Source organism: uncultured Sphingomonas sp. (genome assembly GCF_913777625.1).
Taxonomy (GTDB): Bacteria; Pseudomonadota; Alphaproteobacteria; order Sphingomonadales; family Sphingomonadaceae; genus Sphingomonas.
The window spans coordinates 1-16,884 of the sequence record NZ_CAJYTI010000040.1; the positions used below are offsets into that span (position 1 = coordinate 1).

Consider the following 16,884-nt stretch of genomic DNA (forward strand, 5'->3'; position numbering starts at 1 on the left):
CCGCCGCTGCCTCAGTGAAGAGCACCGCGTCGGTGGAGTGGCTTCTATGCCCGACACCCCCACCCGTCAACGAGAAAATGAAACTTTCTGTCGTTTTCGTGACAGACACCCCTGAAACCCCCGGAAAACTGCGGTTTACGGCTTCTCAATCGGGGCATGCGATAGCCATCGGGTGACCGAATCAACGCTCGAATCGCCGAATCAGGCCCAGGAATCGCTCCGGAATCAGGTGCGGAAGGCCGTGATCTGGCGTTCGGGCACCCAGATTCTGGGGCAGCTGCTCACCTGGTCGTCGACCTTCCTCGTCATCCGCATTCTCGCGCCCGCCGATTACGGGCTGTTCGCGATGACCCAGGTGGTGCTGGTGCTGCTCAACATGCTCAACGGCTATGGCCTGGCGAGCGCGCTCATCCAGCGCGAGGATGCCGGGCCCCGCGCGCAGCGCCAGCTGTTCGGGATGCTGCTGCTGCTCAACGGCGGGCTGGCGCTGCTGCAGTTCGTGGCCGCGCCGCTGGCCGCGGCCTATTATCGCCAGCCGATGGTGACCGAGCTGCTGCGGGTCCAGGCCATTCTCTACCTGACAACGCCCTTCATCGCGTTGCCCTATGCGCTCCTCGCCCGCACGATGGATTTCGCCAAGCAGGCGCAAGTCAACTTCCTCTCCGCACTGGCAGGCGCGCTGACCGCGCTGACCGGGGCCTATGGCGGATGGGGCGTGTGGACGCTGGTTGCCGCGCCTCTCGTCCTTTTCGCCGCCCGCGCGATCGGCATGACGATCGCGGCACGCGCGCTGGTCTGGCCGAGCTTCGACTTTCGCGGCGCGGGCGACATGGCGCGCTATGGCGGGGTGATGGCGGCGGGGCAGGTCTTCTGGTTTCTCCAGAGCCAGGCCGACGTGTTCATCGCGGGCCGGATGTTCGACCCGCATCTGCTCGGCATCTATACGACCAGCCTGTTCCTCACCCAGATCTTCGTCTCGAAGTTCGTACCGCCGCTCAACGAGGTGGCGTTCTCGGCCTATGCCAAGATGCGCGACGATTCTGCGGCGGTGGCGGCCGCCTTCGTGCGGGGCGCGCAGCTGATCCTGCTCGCCGCGATGCCCTTCTATATCGGACTCGCCGCGACGGCCGAGCCGCTCGTCGCGGTGGTGCTCGGGCCGAAATGGGCCGAGGCGGCACCGGTGGTGCACGGCCTCGCCCTCGTCATGCCGCTGATGACGCTGCAGGTGCTGTTCGCGCCGGCGAGCGACGCACGCGGACGCCCGGGAATCAGCGCGCGCAACGGCGCGACCGGCGCGCTCTGCCTGCCGATCGCGTTTCTGGTCGGCGTGCATTGGGGCATCCCGGGTCTCGTCGCGGCCTGGTACGTCGCCTATCCGCTGTACCTGGCGCTTTCCGCGCACCGGACGCTGCCGGCAATCGGCGTCTCCTGGTCGCGACTGATCCACGCGATTGCGCCGCCAGTGTTCGCCGCGCTGGCGATGGGGCTGGTCGTGACACTGGTCGACCGCGAACTACCGCCGCTCGCCCCCCTGCCCCGGCTGGCGGTGCTCGTCGCGGTGGGTGGCGCGAGCTATGGCGCGCTGTTGTTCGGCGTTGCCCGCGAGACGCTTGCGGGCGCGATCGCGCTGGTGCGCAACCGCGCCGGCTGAGCGTTCAGGCGGCCTGGATATAGGCGCGCATCGCCTCGGCCTCGGACTCGATGCGATCGATCCGGTACTTCACCAGATCGCCGATCGAGATGAAGCCGATACAGGCCTGCCCGTCGATCACCGGGAGATGGCGGATGCGCCGCTGCGTCATCAGCGCGAGCGCGCCGAGCACCGTCTCTTCCGGGCCGACGGTGATCGCCGGGGCGGTCATCACCCGGCCGACCGGCAGTTCGAGCCCGATCGCGCCTTCGCGCTCGATGCAGTGGATCACGTCGCGTTCGGAAAAGATTCCGGTCACCTGCCCGTTTTCAAGTACCGGCACGGCGCCGATGCGCCGGGCCGCGAGCAGCGCCACCGCTTCCGCGACGGTGCTGGTAGAGGCGATCGACACGATGTCGCGCCCCTTGCCTTCGAGGATTGCCGCGATAGTCATCGCATTCTCTCCTTGGCGTTCGTTTTTTAGGCGTTGTGTATCCCACGATTCGGCCCAAGTTGCAAAACCATGGAGCAACCAGACGGACTCGACGATCCCACCTATGCCGCCTTCGCCTGGGGTCGGTTCCGCCGCATCCTGTGGGGGATGGGCGCGGTCGCGATTCTGGCCGCCGTGGCCGCCGACTATTGGCTTTGGGCATGGATGGGCGAGCTGCACATCGTCACCGCCATCGCCACCTTCCTCGGCGTGTTCTTCACGATCATGATGGCGGCGGCGCTGATGGGGCTGATGTTCCTCAGTTCCGGCAGCGGCCATGACGCCCAGGTGGAAGACCCGCTGAAGGACGAAATCGACCTCGACTGAAGGTTCAGCGTTCGAGCTTGCGGGCAACGTGCAGCGTGGCGGTGCCGTTGGCGGGCACGGTGACGCGCCAGGTCTTCACGCCCTTGCGCTCGATGAGCGGCGCATCGGCATCGGCGATCGGATAGGGAATCGGCAGCTCGAAGGTGACGGGCGCGTCGTGCGCGTTGCTCACCTCGACCGCGAACGCCTCGCGACGCTTGCCGCCGGGACGGCCGATCACGGTGAAGCGCACATCGCTGCTGGTGCCGGGAAGCAGTTCCACCTCGTCCCCCACCGCGCGATCGGCGAGATCCGATTCGCCGAGCAGCACCGGCGCACCGCCGCGATCGGCGAACAGCGCCAGCTTGCCGGCGGGCAGCGGCAGGCCCAGCCCCTCGCTGGTGCGGTTCTCGGTACGCAGCACGATCTGGGTGGGGCGGCTGGGCGGGCGCGCCTCGCCTTCGTTGTACCGGAAGGGCGTGAAGCTGCCGCGATAGAGCCGCGCGACCTTCACCGATTCGCGGTGCAGCAGCGCCACCTGCTTGGTGGACAGCGCGGCGACGGTCACCGGCTCCGGCACGCGGTAGAGCTTGAGGTCGCCCAGTTCCTCCTGCTCGGCCATCATGACCGGCGCCGGTGGAGGCGGGGGCGGCGGCGATGGTGCGGCCTGGACCATCCGTCGAAGTTTATTGCCGGTGACGACGATCTCCATGCTCTCGCTATATTCCGTCGCGACCGCCGGGGCGGGCGGCGGCGGGCCGGCCATCGAGGTATTGCCCAAGGGCCAGCATTGCAGGCGCAACTCCGTCGGCTCCCCGCGCGGCAGCGGCGCCGCCCGCCCCTTGTTGAGCTTGCCCGCCACCGCGCTGGTCCGCGCATCGGCAAAGCCCTGGCTGCCGCCGTTGATCACCGTCATCCAGCCGAACAGGTCGAGGCTATCGCCCTCCCCCAGCCGCGCGACATAATTGGCCGACCAGTCGAACCCCTGCGCCAGATAGGAGAGCTGGACCGTCACCGTCTGCGCCGTCGTCGCATCGCTGGTCACCGACAGGGTGGGCTTGGCAGCGAGCGTTTCGGGAACGCCGGGATAGCGGATCGCCTCGGGCAGACCGGAGCAGCCGAGCGCCTCCACGCCCTGCGCCGAACTGAGCAGCACGCCGCCGTTGGGGCCGGACTGGATCACCGCCTCGCTCTCGCTGACCTTGCCGGTCGCGCGATCGGTACGGCGAACGATCACACTGCGCTTCAGATAGGCGTCGACCAGCGTCGCCGGGCCGAGCAGCCGGGCGTCGCGATTCTTCTCGCCCACCCCGTGCGGCAGACCGGTGACGATCGCGGTTTCCGGCATCATCCCTTCGGACACGCCGACGAAGCGGATCACCGACGGGCCCGCCGGCAGCGTGATCGTCCGCGTCTCGGTGACCAGCGCATAGCCGCGCGGCCAGCCGCCCCGGATTTCCGCGCCGGTGCCGCGATAGAGCGTCACCGCCACCGCATCGGGCTTCTCCGACACGACCAGCGCCTGCGCCGCCGCCGGCGTGGCAGCGAGCAAGGCAAGAATGCCGAAGGCGATGCGGCCGAGCATCGGATCAATAGCGGCTGTCGAACACCACGGTCACCGATGCCTTGCCATTGGCGGGCACCGGCACCTTCCACTCCATACGATCGGCCGAGATGCGCTCGCCGGTGAGGCTCTGCTCCAGCACGCGGACATCGCCCCACAGGCCGGTCTGGGCCAGGTCCACCGTCACCGCATCGGCGCGGGCGTTGGTGAAGTCATAGCGCATCGTCGTCTTCCACCGCTTGGCGGAAAGCTTCTTGCGCTCGACCACCACCGCCGCGCCCTTCACGTCGAAGGCCTCGCCGGTGCGCAGCGACATCGCCGAGCCCATTGGCGCCGCCTCCACCCGGCTCTCGCCGATGAACTGGGGCTCGCCCTTGCGATCGCGCATATAGACACGGATCGTGCCGCTCGGCAGCTGGTCGCCCAGGCCGCCGCTCTTCGCGGTCGAGAATTTGAGGACGGTCGCGGCGCTGCGGGGATCGCTGTCGGCGCCCAGCCAGCCATTGGTCCATTCATAGGTCTTGCGCGCGGGCGTGCCCTTCACGTCGAGAAAGCCGACCTGCTTCTGCTGGGCGTTGGCGATCGTGGTCCGCTGGGCCAGCGGATAGAAGACATAGTCGCCCAGCCGCTCGCGCGGGCCGGTCTCGGTGCCCGGCGTGTCGACGGTCGTGTCGTTAAGCCGGCCAAACCCGGCATTGCCGCTCGGTGCGCCCGCGACCAGGGTCACGGTCGCATTGGTATAGGTGGTGCCGGTATTGTTGGTGAGCGTGATCCAGCCCTGCAGGTCTATCGTGCTCTTCGCCTCGTCGAACAGCATCACATAGTCGCTGGTCCAGCCGAGGCCGGGGGTGAGATAGCTGAGCGTCGCCGGCACGCGGCCCCCGCTCGCCACCTGGAGCGTGACCGAGAGGGTGGGCCGCGCGCGCAGATTTTCCGGCACCTTGTCGAAGATCACCCGCACCGGCAGGCCGTCGTCGCGCAGCACCTCGATGCGCGGGCCGATCTGGAGGACGATGCCGCCATTGGCCGAAAGCACCCGCGCCTGCTCGCGCGTCTCGGCGCCGGTGGCGGGATTGGTGCGGACAAGCGTGACGACCGAGCCGACCGCCTTTTCCATCAGCTTGTAGGGGGTGAGCAGGTCGTAGTCGAAATTCTGTTCGACGATGCCGATGCCGGGGCCGGACAGCGTGACCGTCGCCGGGCGGATCTGCGCGGAGACGTCGGGGAATTCCTGGCGGACGCGGCCGGCGGCGAGGCTGAGCGTGCGCACGTCCTGCACCAGCGCCTGGTTGTTCTGGTAGATGGTGATGGCGAGATCGCCCTGCGCGGTCTGGTCGGGCGCCGGAATCTGCTGCGCCTGCGCCGCGAGCGGCCATGCCGCCGCCAAGAGCCACACCACATGCCGCATGCCGATCCTCCCCCGAAACCGGATTGTCGCGGCGATGGTAGCAGGTTCAGCGGGTTGGGCCAGGGGTTTCAGGGCCCGCGATCCTCCTCGGGCACCGCATGCACAAGCAGCGAGCCGAGTTCGGGATGCTGCAGCTTCAGGCTTTTGATTCGCGACCGGGTGATCGGTTCTTGGAAAACCACCTCCGTCGACAAGGCGCGCGCTTGCGTGACTTGTACCAGCAGGTAGATATGCCCCGCGTTTCGGACGAACGGCGGGATATCCCGGACACGCGGATACGCGGTCGAAATCTCATCGTCCCACGCTTCCGGCTTTTCTACATTTCGAAAGAGCGCGAGCGGCTGCGCCGTCGGTGGATTGCAGGCAGACAATGCCAGCGGCGCGATCAGGCAACGCATCAGGGCCGCACATTTCATTCGCGTACGCTGCGCTGCTTCCCTTGTGCGCGCAAGTCGCGCACAAACGCGTTATGCAAGTGGCTTCTCTCCGAGAATCCTGGAAGCGCCTCTGGGCCGCAAGGTTTGAGGACGACACCGCTCGATTGCGCTTCGCGCTTGGGGAAGGGCAGGATGCGCTGGTACCCCGATTCCTACAGGCGCATCGACGCGCATCGACCATTGCCGACAGCGTGTTTGGCGGCACCTGTTTTGCTATCGCCGCATGGAACGGCTTTCCGCCCAATAGCATTGGTTTGCAGGAGGATGTCGCGGACGGTTTCACCGCCCTGCATGCCACGGGCTTCGACGCGCCGCATGTCGCTACATGGCACGAAAATCTCTACGCCGACATGGAAGACGAGGTCGATCCTTGGGAAGTGCGCGCGTACGATCTCGGCACGAGCAAGGCGCTTCGCGACACGCTGCTGTGGCATGCCGTCGCGCTGGAATTGCCAGTATCTCCGAGCGTGCCGCTGATCCTCTTTCTGCACGATCCCAAGGCAGCGCTGCTGCTGCATGCCTATGATGATCGGGGGATGGACGTCATCGCGGAGGATGCCGAGCGGCTGCGCGGATTGCACGCGACCTTCTCAGATTGGCTTCTTGATGAGGATCGTACGCGGATGGCAGCACGCTTCTAGCCGCGACGGCCACCGCAATGGGGAGCCGAAAACAAAAAGGCCCGCCTCCTCATCGGAAGCGGGCCTTTTCCTTGTCGGGTTCCCGAAGCCTCAGGCGGCGGGCGCCTCGGCCTCGTCGCTCTTGGCGACGCGGCGGCGGCGGGGCTTTTTCGGCGCGTCCTCCGCTTCTGCGTCCGCAGCCGGCGCCGGATCGACGCCGATGGCGGGGGGCAGGATCGCGGCATCGATGCCGTGGTTCGCTTCGACCTCGACCGGCGTCTCGCGCCGCGGGCGACCGCGGCGGCGGGGGGCTTCGGCGGCTTCCGCGGCGACCGGAGTGTCGATCGGGGCAGCGGATTCCGCCGGTGCCGGTGCCGATGCCTCTACGGCGTGGCCGTTCGCGGCACCGTTGCTGCGCTCGGCGCGCTCGCGACGATCCTGGCGCTCCGGCCGATCCTCGCGGTAGCTGCGCTGCTCGCGGCCCTCACGGGGCTCGCGATCCGCACGCGGTTCGCGCTCGGCGCGGGGTTCCCGATCGCCGCGCGGCTCGCGCGCTTCGCGCTCAAAGCGCGGTTCGCGCTCGCGGCGGGGCTGCTGCTGGCGGGGCGCCTCGCCCTCGTCGTCGCGGCCGGCTTCGCCTTCCATCTCGAATTCTTCTTCGTCACCGTCGAAGTCTTCGCGCGGGCGGCGCTGCTGGTTCTGCTCCTCGAAGCGCGAACGGTTCTCGTTCAATACGCGGAAATAATGATCGGCGAACTGCAGATAATATTCGGCGTTGACGCGATCCCCCTGCATCTGCGCGTCACGAGCGAGGTTCTTGTATTTCTCAAGCAACTGCGCGGCGTTCCCACGGGCACGGTTATCGATCCGACTGCCGTTGCCCTGGTTGTTCGAGCCTCCGCCCTGGCGCTGTTGCTGGCCGCCCCGGCCGCGACGGCGGCCGGCCTGACGATTGTTCATCAAGGTCTGGTTGTCCTGTCTTTACAAAGCCGTCCGTCGATCCATCGAGGTTCCGGATGCAGGGTTACATTCGCAGCGGGTTCCGGGCGCACCCAGAACCTTCCGCTTGCCACGGCCGCCGGACTGCAGCGGCACACATGACCATGGAGTCGGGCCTCAGCCCTTTATCTCAACAACTTGGTTGAAGGTGCCTCGCCCCGGCCTTCTTCTAGCCGCTGGCGTACCATTCTCCAAGCAGAAATATGTGACGTTTGCGCGTAGTTTCAAGTCAGCCGGACCACGCGCGGCCGTCCACCCATATCGTTATAGACGCTTGGGGCGAGCCCCTGTTCCTGTCCGAGCAAAGAAACTGCGTCGGCCTGCATCCAGCCGATCTCGAGCACCGCCGCCCCGCCGGGGGCGAGCAGGCCGGGCAGCGCGGGGACGATGCGGCGATAATCGTCGAGCCCGTCGCTGCCGGCGAACAGCGCCTCCGCCGGTTCATGGTCGAGGACCTGGGGCGGCAGCGGCTCCTGCGCGCCGATATAGGGCGGGTTGGCGAGGATCAGGTCGAACGGGCCGGTGACGCCGTCGGTCCAGTCGCCGAGGCGGAAGTCGGCGCGCGCGGCCATGCCCAGCGCCTCGGCGTTGCGGCGGGCATAGCCGACTGCCGCCTCGGAGGCGTCGATCCCCAGCCCTTCCGCCGCCGGCCATTCGGCGAGCGCGGCGAGGAGCAGCGTGCCGGGGCCGGTGCCGAGATCGAGGATGCGGCGCGGCGCGCGGGTGCCGAACCAGGCGAGCGCGGTCTCGATCAGCGTCTCGCTGTCCGGGCGGGGGATCAGCACGCCGGGGCCGACCGCGAGGTCGATCGTCCAGAAGGCGCGGGTGCCGGTGATATAGGCGATCGGCTCGTGAGTCAGGCGACGGGCGACGAGCGCGACAAAGGCCTCGGGCGTGGGATCGTCCAGCCGGCCGAGCAGCAGCCGGTCGCGGGTGGTGCCGAGCGCGTGCGCCATCAGCAGTTCGGCATCGAGGCGGGGGGTGTCGGAGACGGGTTCCAGCTGGCGGGCGGCGTCCGCAAGGGCTGCGCGCACGGGAGGGGTGGTCACGACGCGGCCGCCCCAAGATCCTCCCCGGCACGGGGAGGGGAACCAAGGCGCGTAGCGGCTTGGTGGAGGGGGGCTTCCACAAGGGCATCCCTCGCGGCGATCCCCCTCCACCATGTGCTGGCGCACATGGTCCCCCTCCCCGTGCCGGGGAGGATCTCAGCCATCCAGCTGGGCAAGCCGGTCGGCCTCGTCCTGCGAGACCAGCGCGCCGACCAGTTCGTCGAGCTCGCCTTCCAGGATTTCGGGCAGGCGGTGCAGCGTCAGGTTGATGCGGTGGTCGGTCACCCGGCCTTGCGGAAAGTTGTAGGTCCGGATCCGCTCCGAGCGATCGCCCGAGCCGACCATCGAGCGCCGCGCGCCGACCCGCTCGGCCGCCAGCCGCTCGCGCTCGGCCTCGTACAGGCGGGTGCGCAGCACCTTCATCGCCTTGGCCTTGTTCTTGTGCTGCGAGCGCTCGTCCTGCTGGATCACGACGATGCCGGTGGGAAGGTGGGTGATCCGCACCGCGCTGTCGGTGGTGTTGACCCCCTGCCCGCCCGGGCCAGAGGCGCGATAGATGTCGATGCGCAAATCCTTGTCGTCGATCTGCACGTCGGCCTCTTCCGCCTCGGGCAGCACCGCGACGGTGGCGGCGGAGGTGTGGATGCGCCCGCCCGCCTCGGTGGCGGGGACGCGCTGCACCCGGTGGACGCCGCTCTCGAACTTCAATTTGGCGAACACGCCGGTGCCGGTGATGCCGATCACCACTTCCTTGTAGCCGCCGGCTTCGGACGTGCTGGCGGAGATCAGCTCGGTCCGCCAGCCGACTCGGTCGGCATAGCGCTGGTACATGCGCAGCAGGTCGCCGGCGAATAGCGCCGCCTCGTCCCCGCCCACGCCGGCGCGGATTTCGAGCAGCGCCGGCCGCTCGTCGGCCGCGTCCTTGGGGAGCAGGGCGAGCGCGAGCTTGCGTTCGGCCTCGGCGAGCGTGCCCTCGTTGGCGCGAAGCTCCTCCACCGCCATCGCGCGCAGCTCGTCATCGGCGTCCTGCGTCATCTGCTGGAGCGACTGCCCTTCGGCGCGCAGCCGCCGGACGTTACCGGCCGCATTGGCGACCGGCTCGATCTCCGCATATTCCTTCGAGACCTGGACGAAGCGATCGCCGGCGAGCTCGCCCGACGCCATCAGCGCCTGCAACTCGTCGCGCCGCGCCTCGATCGCCGCGATGCGATCCGGGGGGATGCGGGTCATGCCCTGTCCGTTACCCCAGCGAACGCTGGGGTCTCCCAAAGCGGGCTGTTCGGGCGGGACATGCTGCGGGAGATCCCAGCGTTCGCTGGGATGACGGCGTGGCTCATGCGCTCGGCCCGGCCCAGGCGACCGTCGCCAGCACCGTATCGATCGCAGCGGCGTCGCCGGCATTGACCTTGAGCCGCTTCGACGTGACGCCATCGGCGACGCCCAGCGACAGCAGCGCGTCGGGGTTGCTCTTCACCGCCTTGTCGAACCGCTTGCGCGGCGAGCCGGTGGCGAGGAGTTCGGCCGCCAGCCCGGCGCGGCGCAGCGCCGAGACCGCACGCACGCCGTCCGCCTGCACGCGATCGTCCTCGACCACGACATAAACCTGGATGGCTGCCGCCTTGGGCTCCTCGATCAGCATCGCGAGCCGCTCGACACCCGCCGCCCAGCCCACGCCCGCCGTCTCGGGGCCGCCGAGCGAGCCGATCAGCCCGTCATAGCGACCGCCGGCCAGCACCGTACCCTGCGCGCCGAGACGATCGGTGACGAACTCGAACGCGGTGTGGCGATAGTAATCGAGCCCGCGCACCAGCCGCGCATTGCGCGTCCAGGCGACGCCGGCCGCGTCGAGCCCGTCGGTCACTGCCTTGAAGAAGGCGGCGGCCTCATCGGTGAGGTACGCGTCGATGTCCGGCGCGCTGTCGGCGATCGGGCGATCGCGCGGGTCCTTCGAATCGAGGATGCGCAGCGGATTCTTCTCAAGCCGCGCCAGGCTGTCCTCGGAAAGCTCGCCCTTGTGCGCCTCGAAATGCGCGACCAGCGCAGTGCGCCAGGCGTCGCGCGTCGCGGCATCGCCGAGCGTGTTGAGCTGGAGCGTCACGCCGTCGGCAATGCCCAGCTCCTTGAGCAGCTGGTCGGCCAGCACCAGTAGCTCGACATCGGCGGCGGGTTCGGGCGCGCCGAGAATCTCGGCGTCGATCTGGTGGAACTGGCGATAGCGGCCCTTTTGCGGGCGCTCGTAGCGGAACACCGGGCCCGAGGTCGCCAGCTTCAGCGGCGCGAACTGCTGCCAGCCCTCGCTGATATAGGCCCGCGCGATGCCGGCGGTGAACTCCGGGCGCAGCGTGATCGAATCGCCGCCGCGATCCTCGAAGGTGTACATCTCCTTGGAGACGACGTCCGAGGTCTCGCCCATCGAGCGGGCGAACACGCCGGTCGCCTCGAAGATCGGGATCTCGAGCCGCTGGAAGCAATAGAGCTTGCGCACCCGGTCGAACGTTTCGAGCACCGCGGCGAAACGCCGCTGGTCTTCACCGAAAATGTCCTGGGTGCCCCGAATGCGCTGGGGGGTCTGGATACGTGCCATTTGGGCGCGGCTATTAGGCCGGTTTCGAGCGGGGGGCAATGTGCCCTTGGATCCTCCCCGGCACGGGGAGGGGGACCAAGACGCGCAGCGGCTTGGTGGAGGGGGACCGCAGCGAAGGATGCCCCTTGTGGAGCCCCCCCTCCACCACCGCCTTCGGCGGCGGTCCCCCTCCCCGTTCCGGGGAGGATCTTGTTTTTACAGCGCCGCCACGAACGCCCGGGCGTTGGCGCCGACTTCCGCCGCGCTCAGCCCCACCTTGTACAGCGCCGATCCCAGGCCGAAGCCCGGTGCACCGGCGGCCTGCCACGGGCCCATATTGTCCGGCGCGATGCCGCCGACCGGCAGGACGCGCGTTTCCTTCGGCAGCACCGCGCGCATCGCCTTGAGCACCACGGGGCTGGCCGCCTCGGCCGGGAACAGCTTGAGCGCGGTTGCACCCGCGTCGAGCGCGGCGAAGGCCTCGCTCGGCGTCATAATGCCCGGAAGCGAGACGAGGCCCGCCGCGGTGCTGGCGCGGATCACGTCGAGATTGGCGTTGGGCGAGATGATCATCGTGCCGCCGGCGTCCGCCACCGCCTGCACCTGCTCGACCTTGAGCACCGTGCCCGCGCCGATCACCGCGCGGCCGGCGAAGCGCTTGGCGAGGCGCGACACGCTGTCCAGCGGCTCGGGCGAGTTCATCGGCACTTCGATCAGGGTGAAGCCGGCCGCGACCAGTTCGTCGCCGATCGCTTCGACCTCGTCGGGCTTTACCCCGCGCAGGATCGCGATCAGCGGGCATTTGGCGAAGGCGGCGTCGAATTCGGCAAGGTGGCTCATGCAATCTGCTCCGCAAGGGCGAGGATTCCGGCGACGAACGCGTCATGGCTGCTGGCGATCACCGCCTCGCGACCATGCGCGCCGATCGCCGCAGCGTAGAGGCCGCCCAGCATCGGGTCGGCCAGGATATGGACGGTGTCGTGCCCGGCATGTTCCAGCCGCGCCGCGACATCGCTGCCGATCAGCAGGCCGCTGGCGAAGGCGGCGGCATCGGCATCGTCGCGCACGCCGAGCATCTTGGCGGCGCGGATGCCGAACAGCGAGGCGGCGAGGTCGCGCTTGCGCCCCTCCTCCACGCCGGCGAGGAAGGCGGGGCCGACATGCACTTCGCCGCCGAGCTGCGCGGCGAGCAGGCCGTGCTTGCGCAACGTGGCGAACAACTCGCCGGTCATCGCGGTGGTGAAGTCGGCGATGCGGCCGCCCGCCATCTCCACCCATTTGCAGTGGGTACCCGGCTGGACGAGCAGCGCGTCCGCAGGCGCGAGGCCCGCATGCACCGCGCCGAGCAGCTGGACTTCCTCGCCGCGCATCACGTCCGGCCGGCCGGTGACCAGCGTCGACACGCCCGGCACGATCGCGCTGCGGTCCTCCACCCAGAGCAGCCCGGCGGCCAGCTCGGCAAGGCCGGCGGGTGCGGCGACATAGGGCGCGGGCGCCCAGCCGATATTGGCGCCGACCATGCCCGCCATCAGCAGCGGCAGGTCGCCGTGGCGCGCGCGGATGCCGGCGGCCTCGGCGGCGAAGTCGGTGACCGCGGTGACGCCCTTGTCGTCGCGCTCGGTGTGGGTGACCGCCCCGTTCTCGACCAGGAAGACACGCCGGTTGGTCGTGCCCCAGTCGACCGCGAGGAAGGAACCGGAAAAGCTTACCACCATGTCGCGTACAGCCCGATGAGGATGAGGACGATCACCGCCGCGGCAATGTTGAAGCCGGCAGTGGTGTGGAAGCGCACGCCTTCCATGCGGATGCGGTTGCTGCCGCCGGCGGCGGGCCGGGCGAGCGAGACGATCACTGCCAGCGCCAGCGAAGCCAGGAACACGATGCCCATGCGGTTGATGAACGGCACCGCGTTCAGCGCCTCGATCCCGCCCCATTTGGCCGGGAACCAGAAGACGAAGCTGAGCACCACCGACGCGACGGCACCCACCAGCGCGCCCGCCTCGGTCGCGCGCGGCCAGAACAGGCCGAGCAGGAAGATGACGGTGATGCCCGGCGTCACGAAGCCGGAGAATTCCTGGATATACTGGAACGCCTGGTCGAGGCTGCCGAGCAACGGCCGCGCGGTGAACATCGCGATGATGATGGAGACCACCGCGGCGATCCGGCCGACGCGCACGAGGTGCGTTTCATAGCCGGCCTTGTCCGCGCCATCCTCGACACGGCTCTGGACGCCCTTCAGCTTGGCGTAGATGTCGAGCGTGAAGATCGTCGCGATCGAATTGATCTTGGAGGCGGTCGACGCGATGATCGCTGCGATCAGCGCTGCGAAGACGAGGCCGAGCAGCCCGGTGGGAAGCAGCGCCATCATCGTCGGATAGGCCTGGTCGGGCTTGGCGAGGTTGGGCGCCAGCACCACCGCGGCGATGCCCGGCAGCACAATGACGACGGGCATCAGCAGCTTGAGGAAGCCGGCGAACACCACGCCGCGCTGCGCCTCGGCAAGGCTCTTCGCCGCCAGCGCGCGCTGGATGATATACTGGTTGAAGCCCCAATAGCTCAGATTGGCGATCCACATGCCGCCGACCAGCACCGCGATGCCGGGCAGGTCCTTGTAGTGCGGATTGTCGGGCGAGAGGATCATGTCGAAATGATCGGGCACGCGCCGCGTCAGCTCCTCGAACCCGCCGATCACGCCGCTGTCGCCGCCGATCTTGGTCAGCGTCAGATACGCGACGACCAGGCCGCCCAGCACCAGCAGCGTCACCTGGACGATGTCGGTCAGCGCCACCGCCTTGAGGCCGCCGCGCAGCTGGTAGAGCAGCGCGAAGGCGCCGAGCGCGACTAGCGCCACATCCTGGTTGACGCCCGCCACCTGGGTGACGGCGATCGAGCCCAGCCAGATGATCGAGGTGAGGTTCACGAACACGTAGAGGATCAGCCAGAACACGGCCATCACGGTGCGGATGGTCGGCCCGAAGCGCTGCTCCAGGAACTGCGGCATCGTGTAGATTTCGTTGCGCAGGAAGATCGGCAGGAAGAACTTGCCGACGATCAGCAGCGTCAGCGCCGCCATCCACTCATAGGAGGCGATGGCGAGGCCGATGGCGTAGCCGGAGCCCGACATGCCGACGATCTGCTCGGCGGAGATGTTCGCCGCGATCAGCGAGGCGCCGATGGCCCACCAGGGCAGGTTCTTCGAGGCGAGGAAATAGTCGCTCGAATCTTTGGTAGCGCCCGCCTTGTCGCGGCTCACCCATTGCGCGAGGCCGAAGATGCCGATCGCATAGACGATCACCACGATCAGATCGATGTTGGATAGACTCATGCCCACTCCTGCCGGCCCCGGCGCGGGCGGCATGGCCCGCACGTCTTGCCCTCCCCGCCCCATGGCAAGGTTCGAACGTTCATTTATCTTATTTATCGGGGTTGTCCAGCGCCGCCGCTGGAGTACGATGGCGCAACAATGCGTCTGTGCGCTCCATCGCATGGACAAGAACAGGAAAGCAATCGCGAGGATGTCCACCTCCCTTCCCCTTCCCGCCGACGAGATCCGCTCCGGGCTGGGCCGCAACCTCACCTACGGCATGCTCGACGCGCTGGGCCGGGCGATCGTCACCGGTCGGTACGAGAAGGAAGCCTTTCCGACCGAGGCGGAGCTGGCCAAGCAGCATGCCGTCAGCCGATCGGTGACGCGCGAGGCGGTGAAGATGCTCACCGCCAAGGGGCTGCTCAGCGCCCGGCCGCGCCAGGGCACGGTGGTACAGCCTGCGTCGTCGTGGAACCTGTTCGATACCGACGTGCTGCGCTGGCTGCTCGAGCGGCAATTCTCGGTCGAGCTGCTCCGCCAGTTCAGCCAGCTGCGCATCGCCATCGAGCCGGAAGCCGCGGCGCTCGCCGCCCAGTTCGCCACGGAGACGGACCTGCGCCAGATCTCGGCCGGGCTCGCCCGGATGGAGGCGGCGGAGCGCGGACAGGACGATACGCTGGACGCGGACATCGCCTTCCACGTCGCGGTGCTGCGCGCCTCGGGCAATCCCTTCTACGCGCAGTTCCGCGACATGGTGGCGACCGCGCTGCGCACCTCGATCCGCTTCACCAACCGGATCAAGGGCCGCACCGCCAGCGTCGCCGATCATGCCGCGGTGCGCGACGCGATCGCCGCCAAGGACCCCGCCCGCGCCCGCACCGCGATGCAGACGCTGATCGGCGACGTGGTCGAGCTGATCGAAACCTCGGCGGGCAGCGAAGCCGCAGCTTAGGGGATCAGCCGATCGGCCCGCAGCCGCGCGAACAGCGCGAAGAAGGCATCGTCGGTCGGCTGATAGGCGGTGAAGCCCAGGCGCCGGCTCTTCGACATGTCGGTCACCACTTCGATCGGTCGGCCGAGATCGGCATCGGTGTGCCAGGGCGAGGCGAGACGCGCGAGGATCGGCTCGGCCAGCCCTTCGCGCTCGGCGATCCGCTGCCAGAGCCCGGCATCCTCCGCCATCTGCACCTCGAGCGGAAGAATGGTGCCGTCGAACGGCGCCGCCTCCAGCCCGAACCACGCGGCGATCCGCTCCCACATCCATTGCCAGCGGAAGACGTCGCCGTTGACGACGTTGAACGCTTCATTGGCCGCCGCAGGCGTCTCCGCCGCCCAGAGCAGGTGGCGGGCAAGCTGGCCGGCATCGGTCATGTCGGTGAGGCCACTCCACTGCGCGGGCGAGCCGGGGAAGCGGAACGGCCGGCCGGTCTCGCGGCACAGGGTTGCATAGACGGCGAGCGTCGTGCCCATGTTCATCGCATTGCCGACCGCCTTGCCGATCACCGTGTGCGGGCGATGCACGCTCCAGGTGAAGCCGTCGCGCTCTGCCGCGGCGAACACCGCGTCCTCCTGGGCGTAATAGAAATTCTCGACGTCGAGCCGGCCCTGCTCCTCGCGAAACGGCGTCTGCGGCAGGATGCCCTTTCCATAGGCCTCGAACGGCCCGAGATAATGCTTGAGCCCGGTGACCAGCGCGACGTGCCGGAGACCCGTTGGCTTGGGCAGCCCGTCGAGCAGGTTGCGCACCATGGCGGAGTTCACGCGGATATTCTCGGCCTCGCTGTCCTGCCGCAACCAGGTGGTGAGGAACACCGCGTCGGGGTTCACGCCCGCCAGCACCTCGGCCGTAGCCGCCGCATCGGTGAGGTCCGCCGCGATCGGCGCGACACCCGCCTGCGTCATCGGGCGTCGTGCCAGCCCGTGCACCGTCCAGCCTTCCGCCACCAGCAGGTCCGCCGTGGCACTGCCGACGATGCCGCTTGCGCCTACCACCAAAGCCGTCTTGGCCATTTCTGCCTCCATAAAGCGTTGGACCGCGAGCTAGGCAGCGGCGCGAGCGGCTTCTAGACGGCACCAAATCGGAACCTAGGCACCGGAAGGTACCCACCTATGCGACCAGGAACGGCGGATTCGGAATGGCGCGAGGATTGCGCGCCGCGGCGGGTGCTGGCGCTGTTCGCCACCAAATGGACGAGCATGGTGCTCCATACGCTCCACGCCCGCCATGGCGGCGCCGCGCGGAGCGGCGTGCTGCTGCGCAGCCTCCCCGGCATCTCGAAGAAGATGCTCACCCAGACGCTGCGCGAGATGGAGGATGTGGGCCTGATCGACCGGATCGTGCAGCACGCGGTGCCGCCGGCGGTGGAATACCGGCTGTCACCGCTGGGCGACCGCTTCGTCGAGCCGGTCGAGCTGCTCTATGCCTGGGGGCGCGACAATGCCGATGCGCTCGATCAGCTCGGCAGCCGGCCCACCGCTCGTCGCGCGTGAAAGTGGGGCGCGGAAGCC

Annotated in this window: 17 protein-coding genes; 5 read left to right on the plus strand and 12 right to left on the minus strand. The window is 68.4% G+C overall.

What is annotated here, in order from left to right:
* Positions 1-229 precede the first annotated feature (229 nt).
* Complete coding sequence (locus tag QZ814_RS17950; RefSeq protein ID WP_294334822.1) at positions 230-1,651, plus strand: lipopolysaccharide biosynthesis protein; 1,422 nt, start codon at positions 230-232, stop codon at positions 1,649-1,651.
* 4 nt (positions 1,652-1,655) lie between these two features.
* Here QZ814_RS17950 and QZ814_RS17955 read toward each other — a convergent pair whose 3' ends face one another.
* Positions 1,656-2,084 (minus strand): CBS domain-containing protein, encoded by a 429-nt coding sequence (locus QZ814_RS17955; protein ID WP_294334824.1) that lies wholly within the window; start codon positions 2,082-2,084, stop codon positions 1,656-1,658.
* Between the two features lie 69 nt (positions 2,085-2,153).
* Between QZ814_RS17955 and QZ814_RS17960 the strand changes: the two genes are divergently transcribed.
* The gene (locus QZ814_RS17960) at positions 2,154-2,450 is read left to right on the plus strand and encodes a hypothetical protein (RefSeq protein WP_294334827.1); all 297 of its coding nucleotides are present in this window, start codon (positions 2,154-2,156) and stop codon (positions 2,448-2,450) included.
* Between the two features lie 4 nt (positions 2,451-2,454).
* Here QZ814_RS17960 and QZ814_RS17965 read toward each other — a convergent pair whose 3' ends face one another.
* From QZ814_RS17965 to QZ814_RS17975, 3 genes are all read right to left on the minus strand, one after another.
* Positions 2,455-4,014, minus strand: a complete 1,560-nt coding sequence (locus QZ814_RS17965) for a hypothetical protein (protein WP_294334829.1) — start codon at positions 4,012-4,014, stop codon at positions 2,455-2,457.
* A gap of 4 nt (positions 4,015-4,018) precedes the next feature.
* Complete coding sequence (locus QZ814_RS17970; protein ID WP_294334832.1) at positions 4,019-5,401, minus strand: DUF4139 domain-containing protein; 1,383 nt, start codon at positions 5,399-5,401, stop codon at positions 4,019-4,021.
* A gap of 68 nt (positions 5,402-5,469) precedes the next feature.
* Positions 5,470-5,817 (minus strand): hypothetical protein, encoded by a 348-nt coding sequence (locus QZ814_RS17975; RefSeq protein WP_294334834.1) that lies wholly within the window; start codon positions 5,815-5,817, stop codon positions 5,470-5,472.
* A 53-nt stretch (positions 5,818-5,870) separates the two neighbouring features.
* On the opposite strand from QZ814_RS17975, the gene QZ814_RS17980 reads away from it, so the two are divergent.
* Positions 5,871-6,479 carry a DUF3885 domain-containing protein gene (locus QZ814_RS17980; protein WP_294334837.1) on the plus strand — a complete coding sequence of 203 codons (609 nt, stop codon included), beginning with the start codon at positions 5,871-5,873 and terminating at the stop codon, positions 6,477-6,479.
* 90 nt (positions 6,480-6,569) lie between these two features.
* On the opposite strand, the gene QZ814_RS17985 is transcribed toward QZ814_RS17980, so the two are convergent.
* The 7 genes from QZ814_RS17985 to QZ814_RS18015 form a co-directional block, all read right to left on the minus strand.
* Positions 6,570-7,418: a DUF4167 domain-containing protein gene (locus tag QZ814_RS17985; RefSeq protein ID WP_294335176.1), complete on the minus strand. Its 849-nt coding sequence runs from the start codon at positions 7,416-7,418 to the stop codon at positions 6,570-6,572.
* 263 nt (positions 7,419-7,681) lie between these two features.
* Positions 7,682-8,506: a peptide chain release factor N(5)-glutamine methyltransferase gene (prmC, locus tag QZ814_RS17990; protein WP_294334839.1), complete on the minus strand. Its 825-nt coding sequence runs from the start codon at positions 8,504-8,506 to the stop codon at positions 7,682-7,684.
* Between the two features lie 156 nt (positions 8,507-8,662).
* A complete protein-coding gene (gene prfA, locus QZ814_RS17995) occupies positions 8,663-9,736 on the minus strand; it encodes a peptide chain release factor 1 (protein WP_294334841.1) in 1,074 nt (357 codons plus the stop codon).
* Positions 9,737-9,839: 103 nt separating this feature from the next.
* Positions 9,840-11,090, minus strand: coding sequence for a histidine--tRNA ligase (gene hisS, locus QZ814_RS18000; protein ID WP_294334844.1), 1,251 nt, complete (start codon positions 11,088-11,090; stop codon positions 9,840-9,842).
* Between the two features lie 195 nt (positions 11,091-11,285).
* On the minus strand, positions 11,286-11,909 hold the full coding sequence (locus tag QZ814_RS18005) for a 2-dehydro-3-deoxy-6-phosphogalactonate aldolase (RefSeq protein ID WP_294334848.1): 624 nt from the start codon (positions 11,907-11,909) through the stop codon (positions 11,286-11,288).
* Positions 11,906-12,784: a 2-dehydro-3-deoxygalactonokinase gene (locus QZ814_RS18010; protein WP_294334850.1), complete on the minus strand. Its 879-nt coding sequence runs from the start codon at positions 12,782-12,784 to the stop codon at positions 11,906-11,908. The genes QZ814_RS18005 and QZ814_RS18010 overlap by 4 nt, the downstream gene beginning before the upstream one ends.
* Positions 12,775-14,394, minus strand: coding sequence for a sodium/sugar symporter (locus QZ814_RS18015; RefSeq protein ID WP_294334851.1), 1,620 nt, complete (start codon positions 14,392-14,394; stop codon positions 12,775-12,777). The genes QZ814_RS18010 and QZ814_RS18015 overlap by 10 nt, the downstream gene beginning before the upstream one ends.
* Positions 14,395-14,584: 190 nt before the next feature.
* Here QZ814_RS18015 and QZ814_RS18020 point away from each other — a divergent pair, with 190 nt between their 5' ends.
* The gene (locus QZ814_RS18020) at positions 14,585-15,328 is read left to right on the plus strand and encodes a FadR/GntR family transcriptional regulator (protein WP_294334852.1); all 744 of its coding nucleotides are present in this window, start codon (positions 14,585-14,587) and stop codon (positions 15,326-15,328) included.
* Here the strand turns inward: QZ814_RS18020 and QZ814_RS18025 are convergent.
* A complete protein-coding gene (locus QZ814_RS18025; RefSeq protein ID WP_294334854.1) occupies positions 15,325-16,386 on the minus strand; it encodes an SDR family oxidoreductase in 1,062 nt (353 codons plus the stop codon). The genes QZ814_RS18020 and QZ814_RS18025 overlap by 4 nt on opposite strands.
* Positions 16,387-16,485: 99 nt before the next feature.
* On the opposite strand from QZ814_RS18025, the gene QZ814_RS18030 reads away from it, so the two are divergent.
* Positions 16,486-16,866 carry a helix-turn-helix domain-containing protein gene (locus QZ814_RS18030; protein ID WP_294334856.1) on the plus strand — a complete coding sequence of 127 codons (381 nt, stop codon included), beginning with the start codon at positions 16,486-16,488 and terminating at the stop codon, positions 16,864-16,866.
* Positions 16,867-16,884 lie beyond the last annotated feature (18 nt).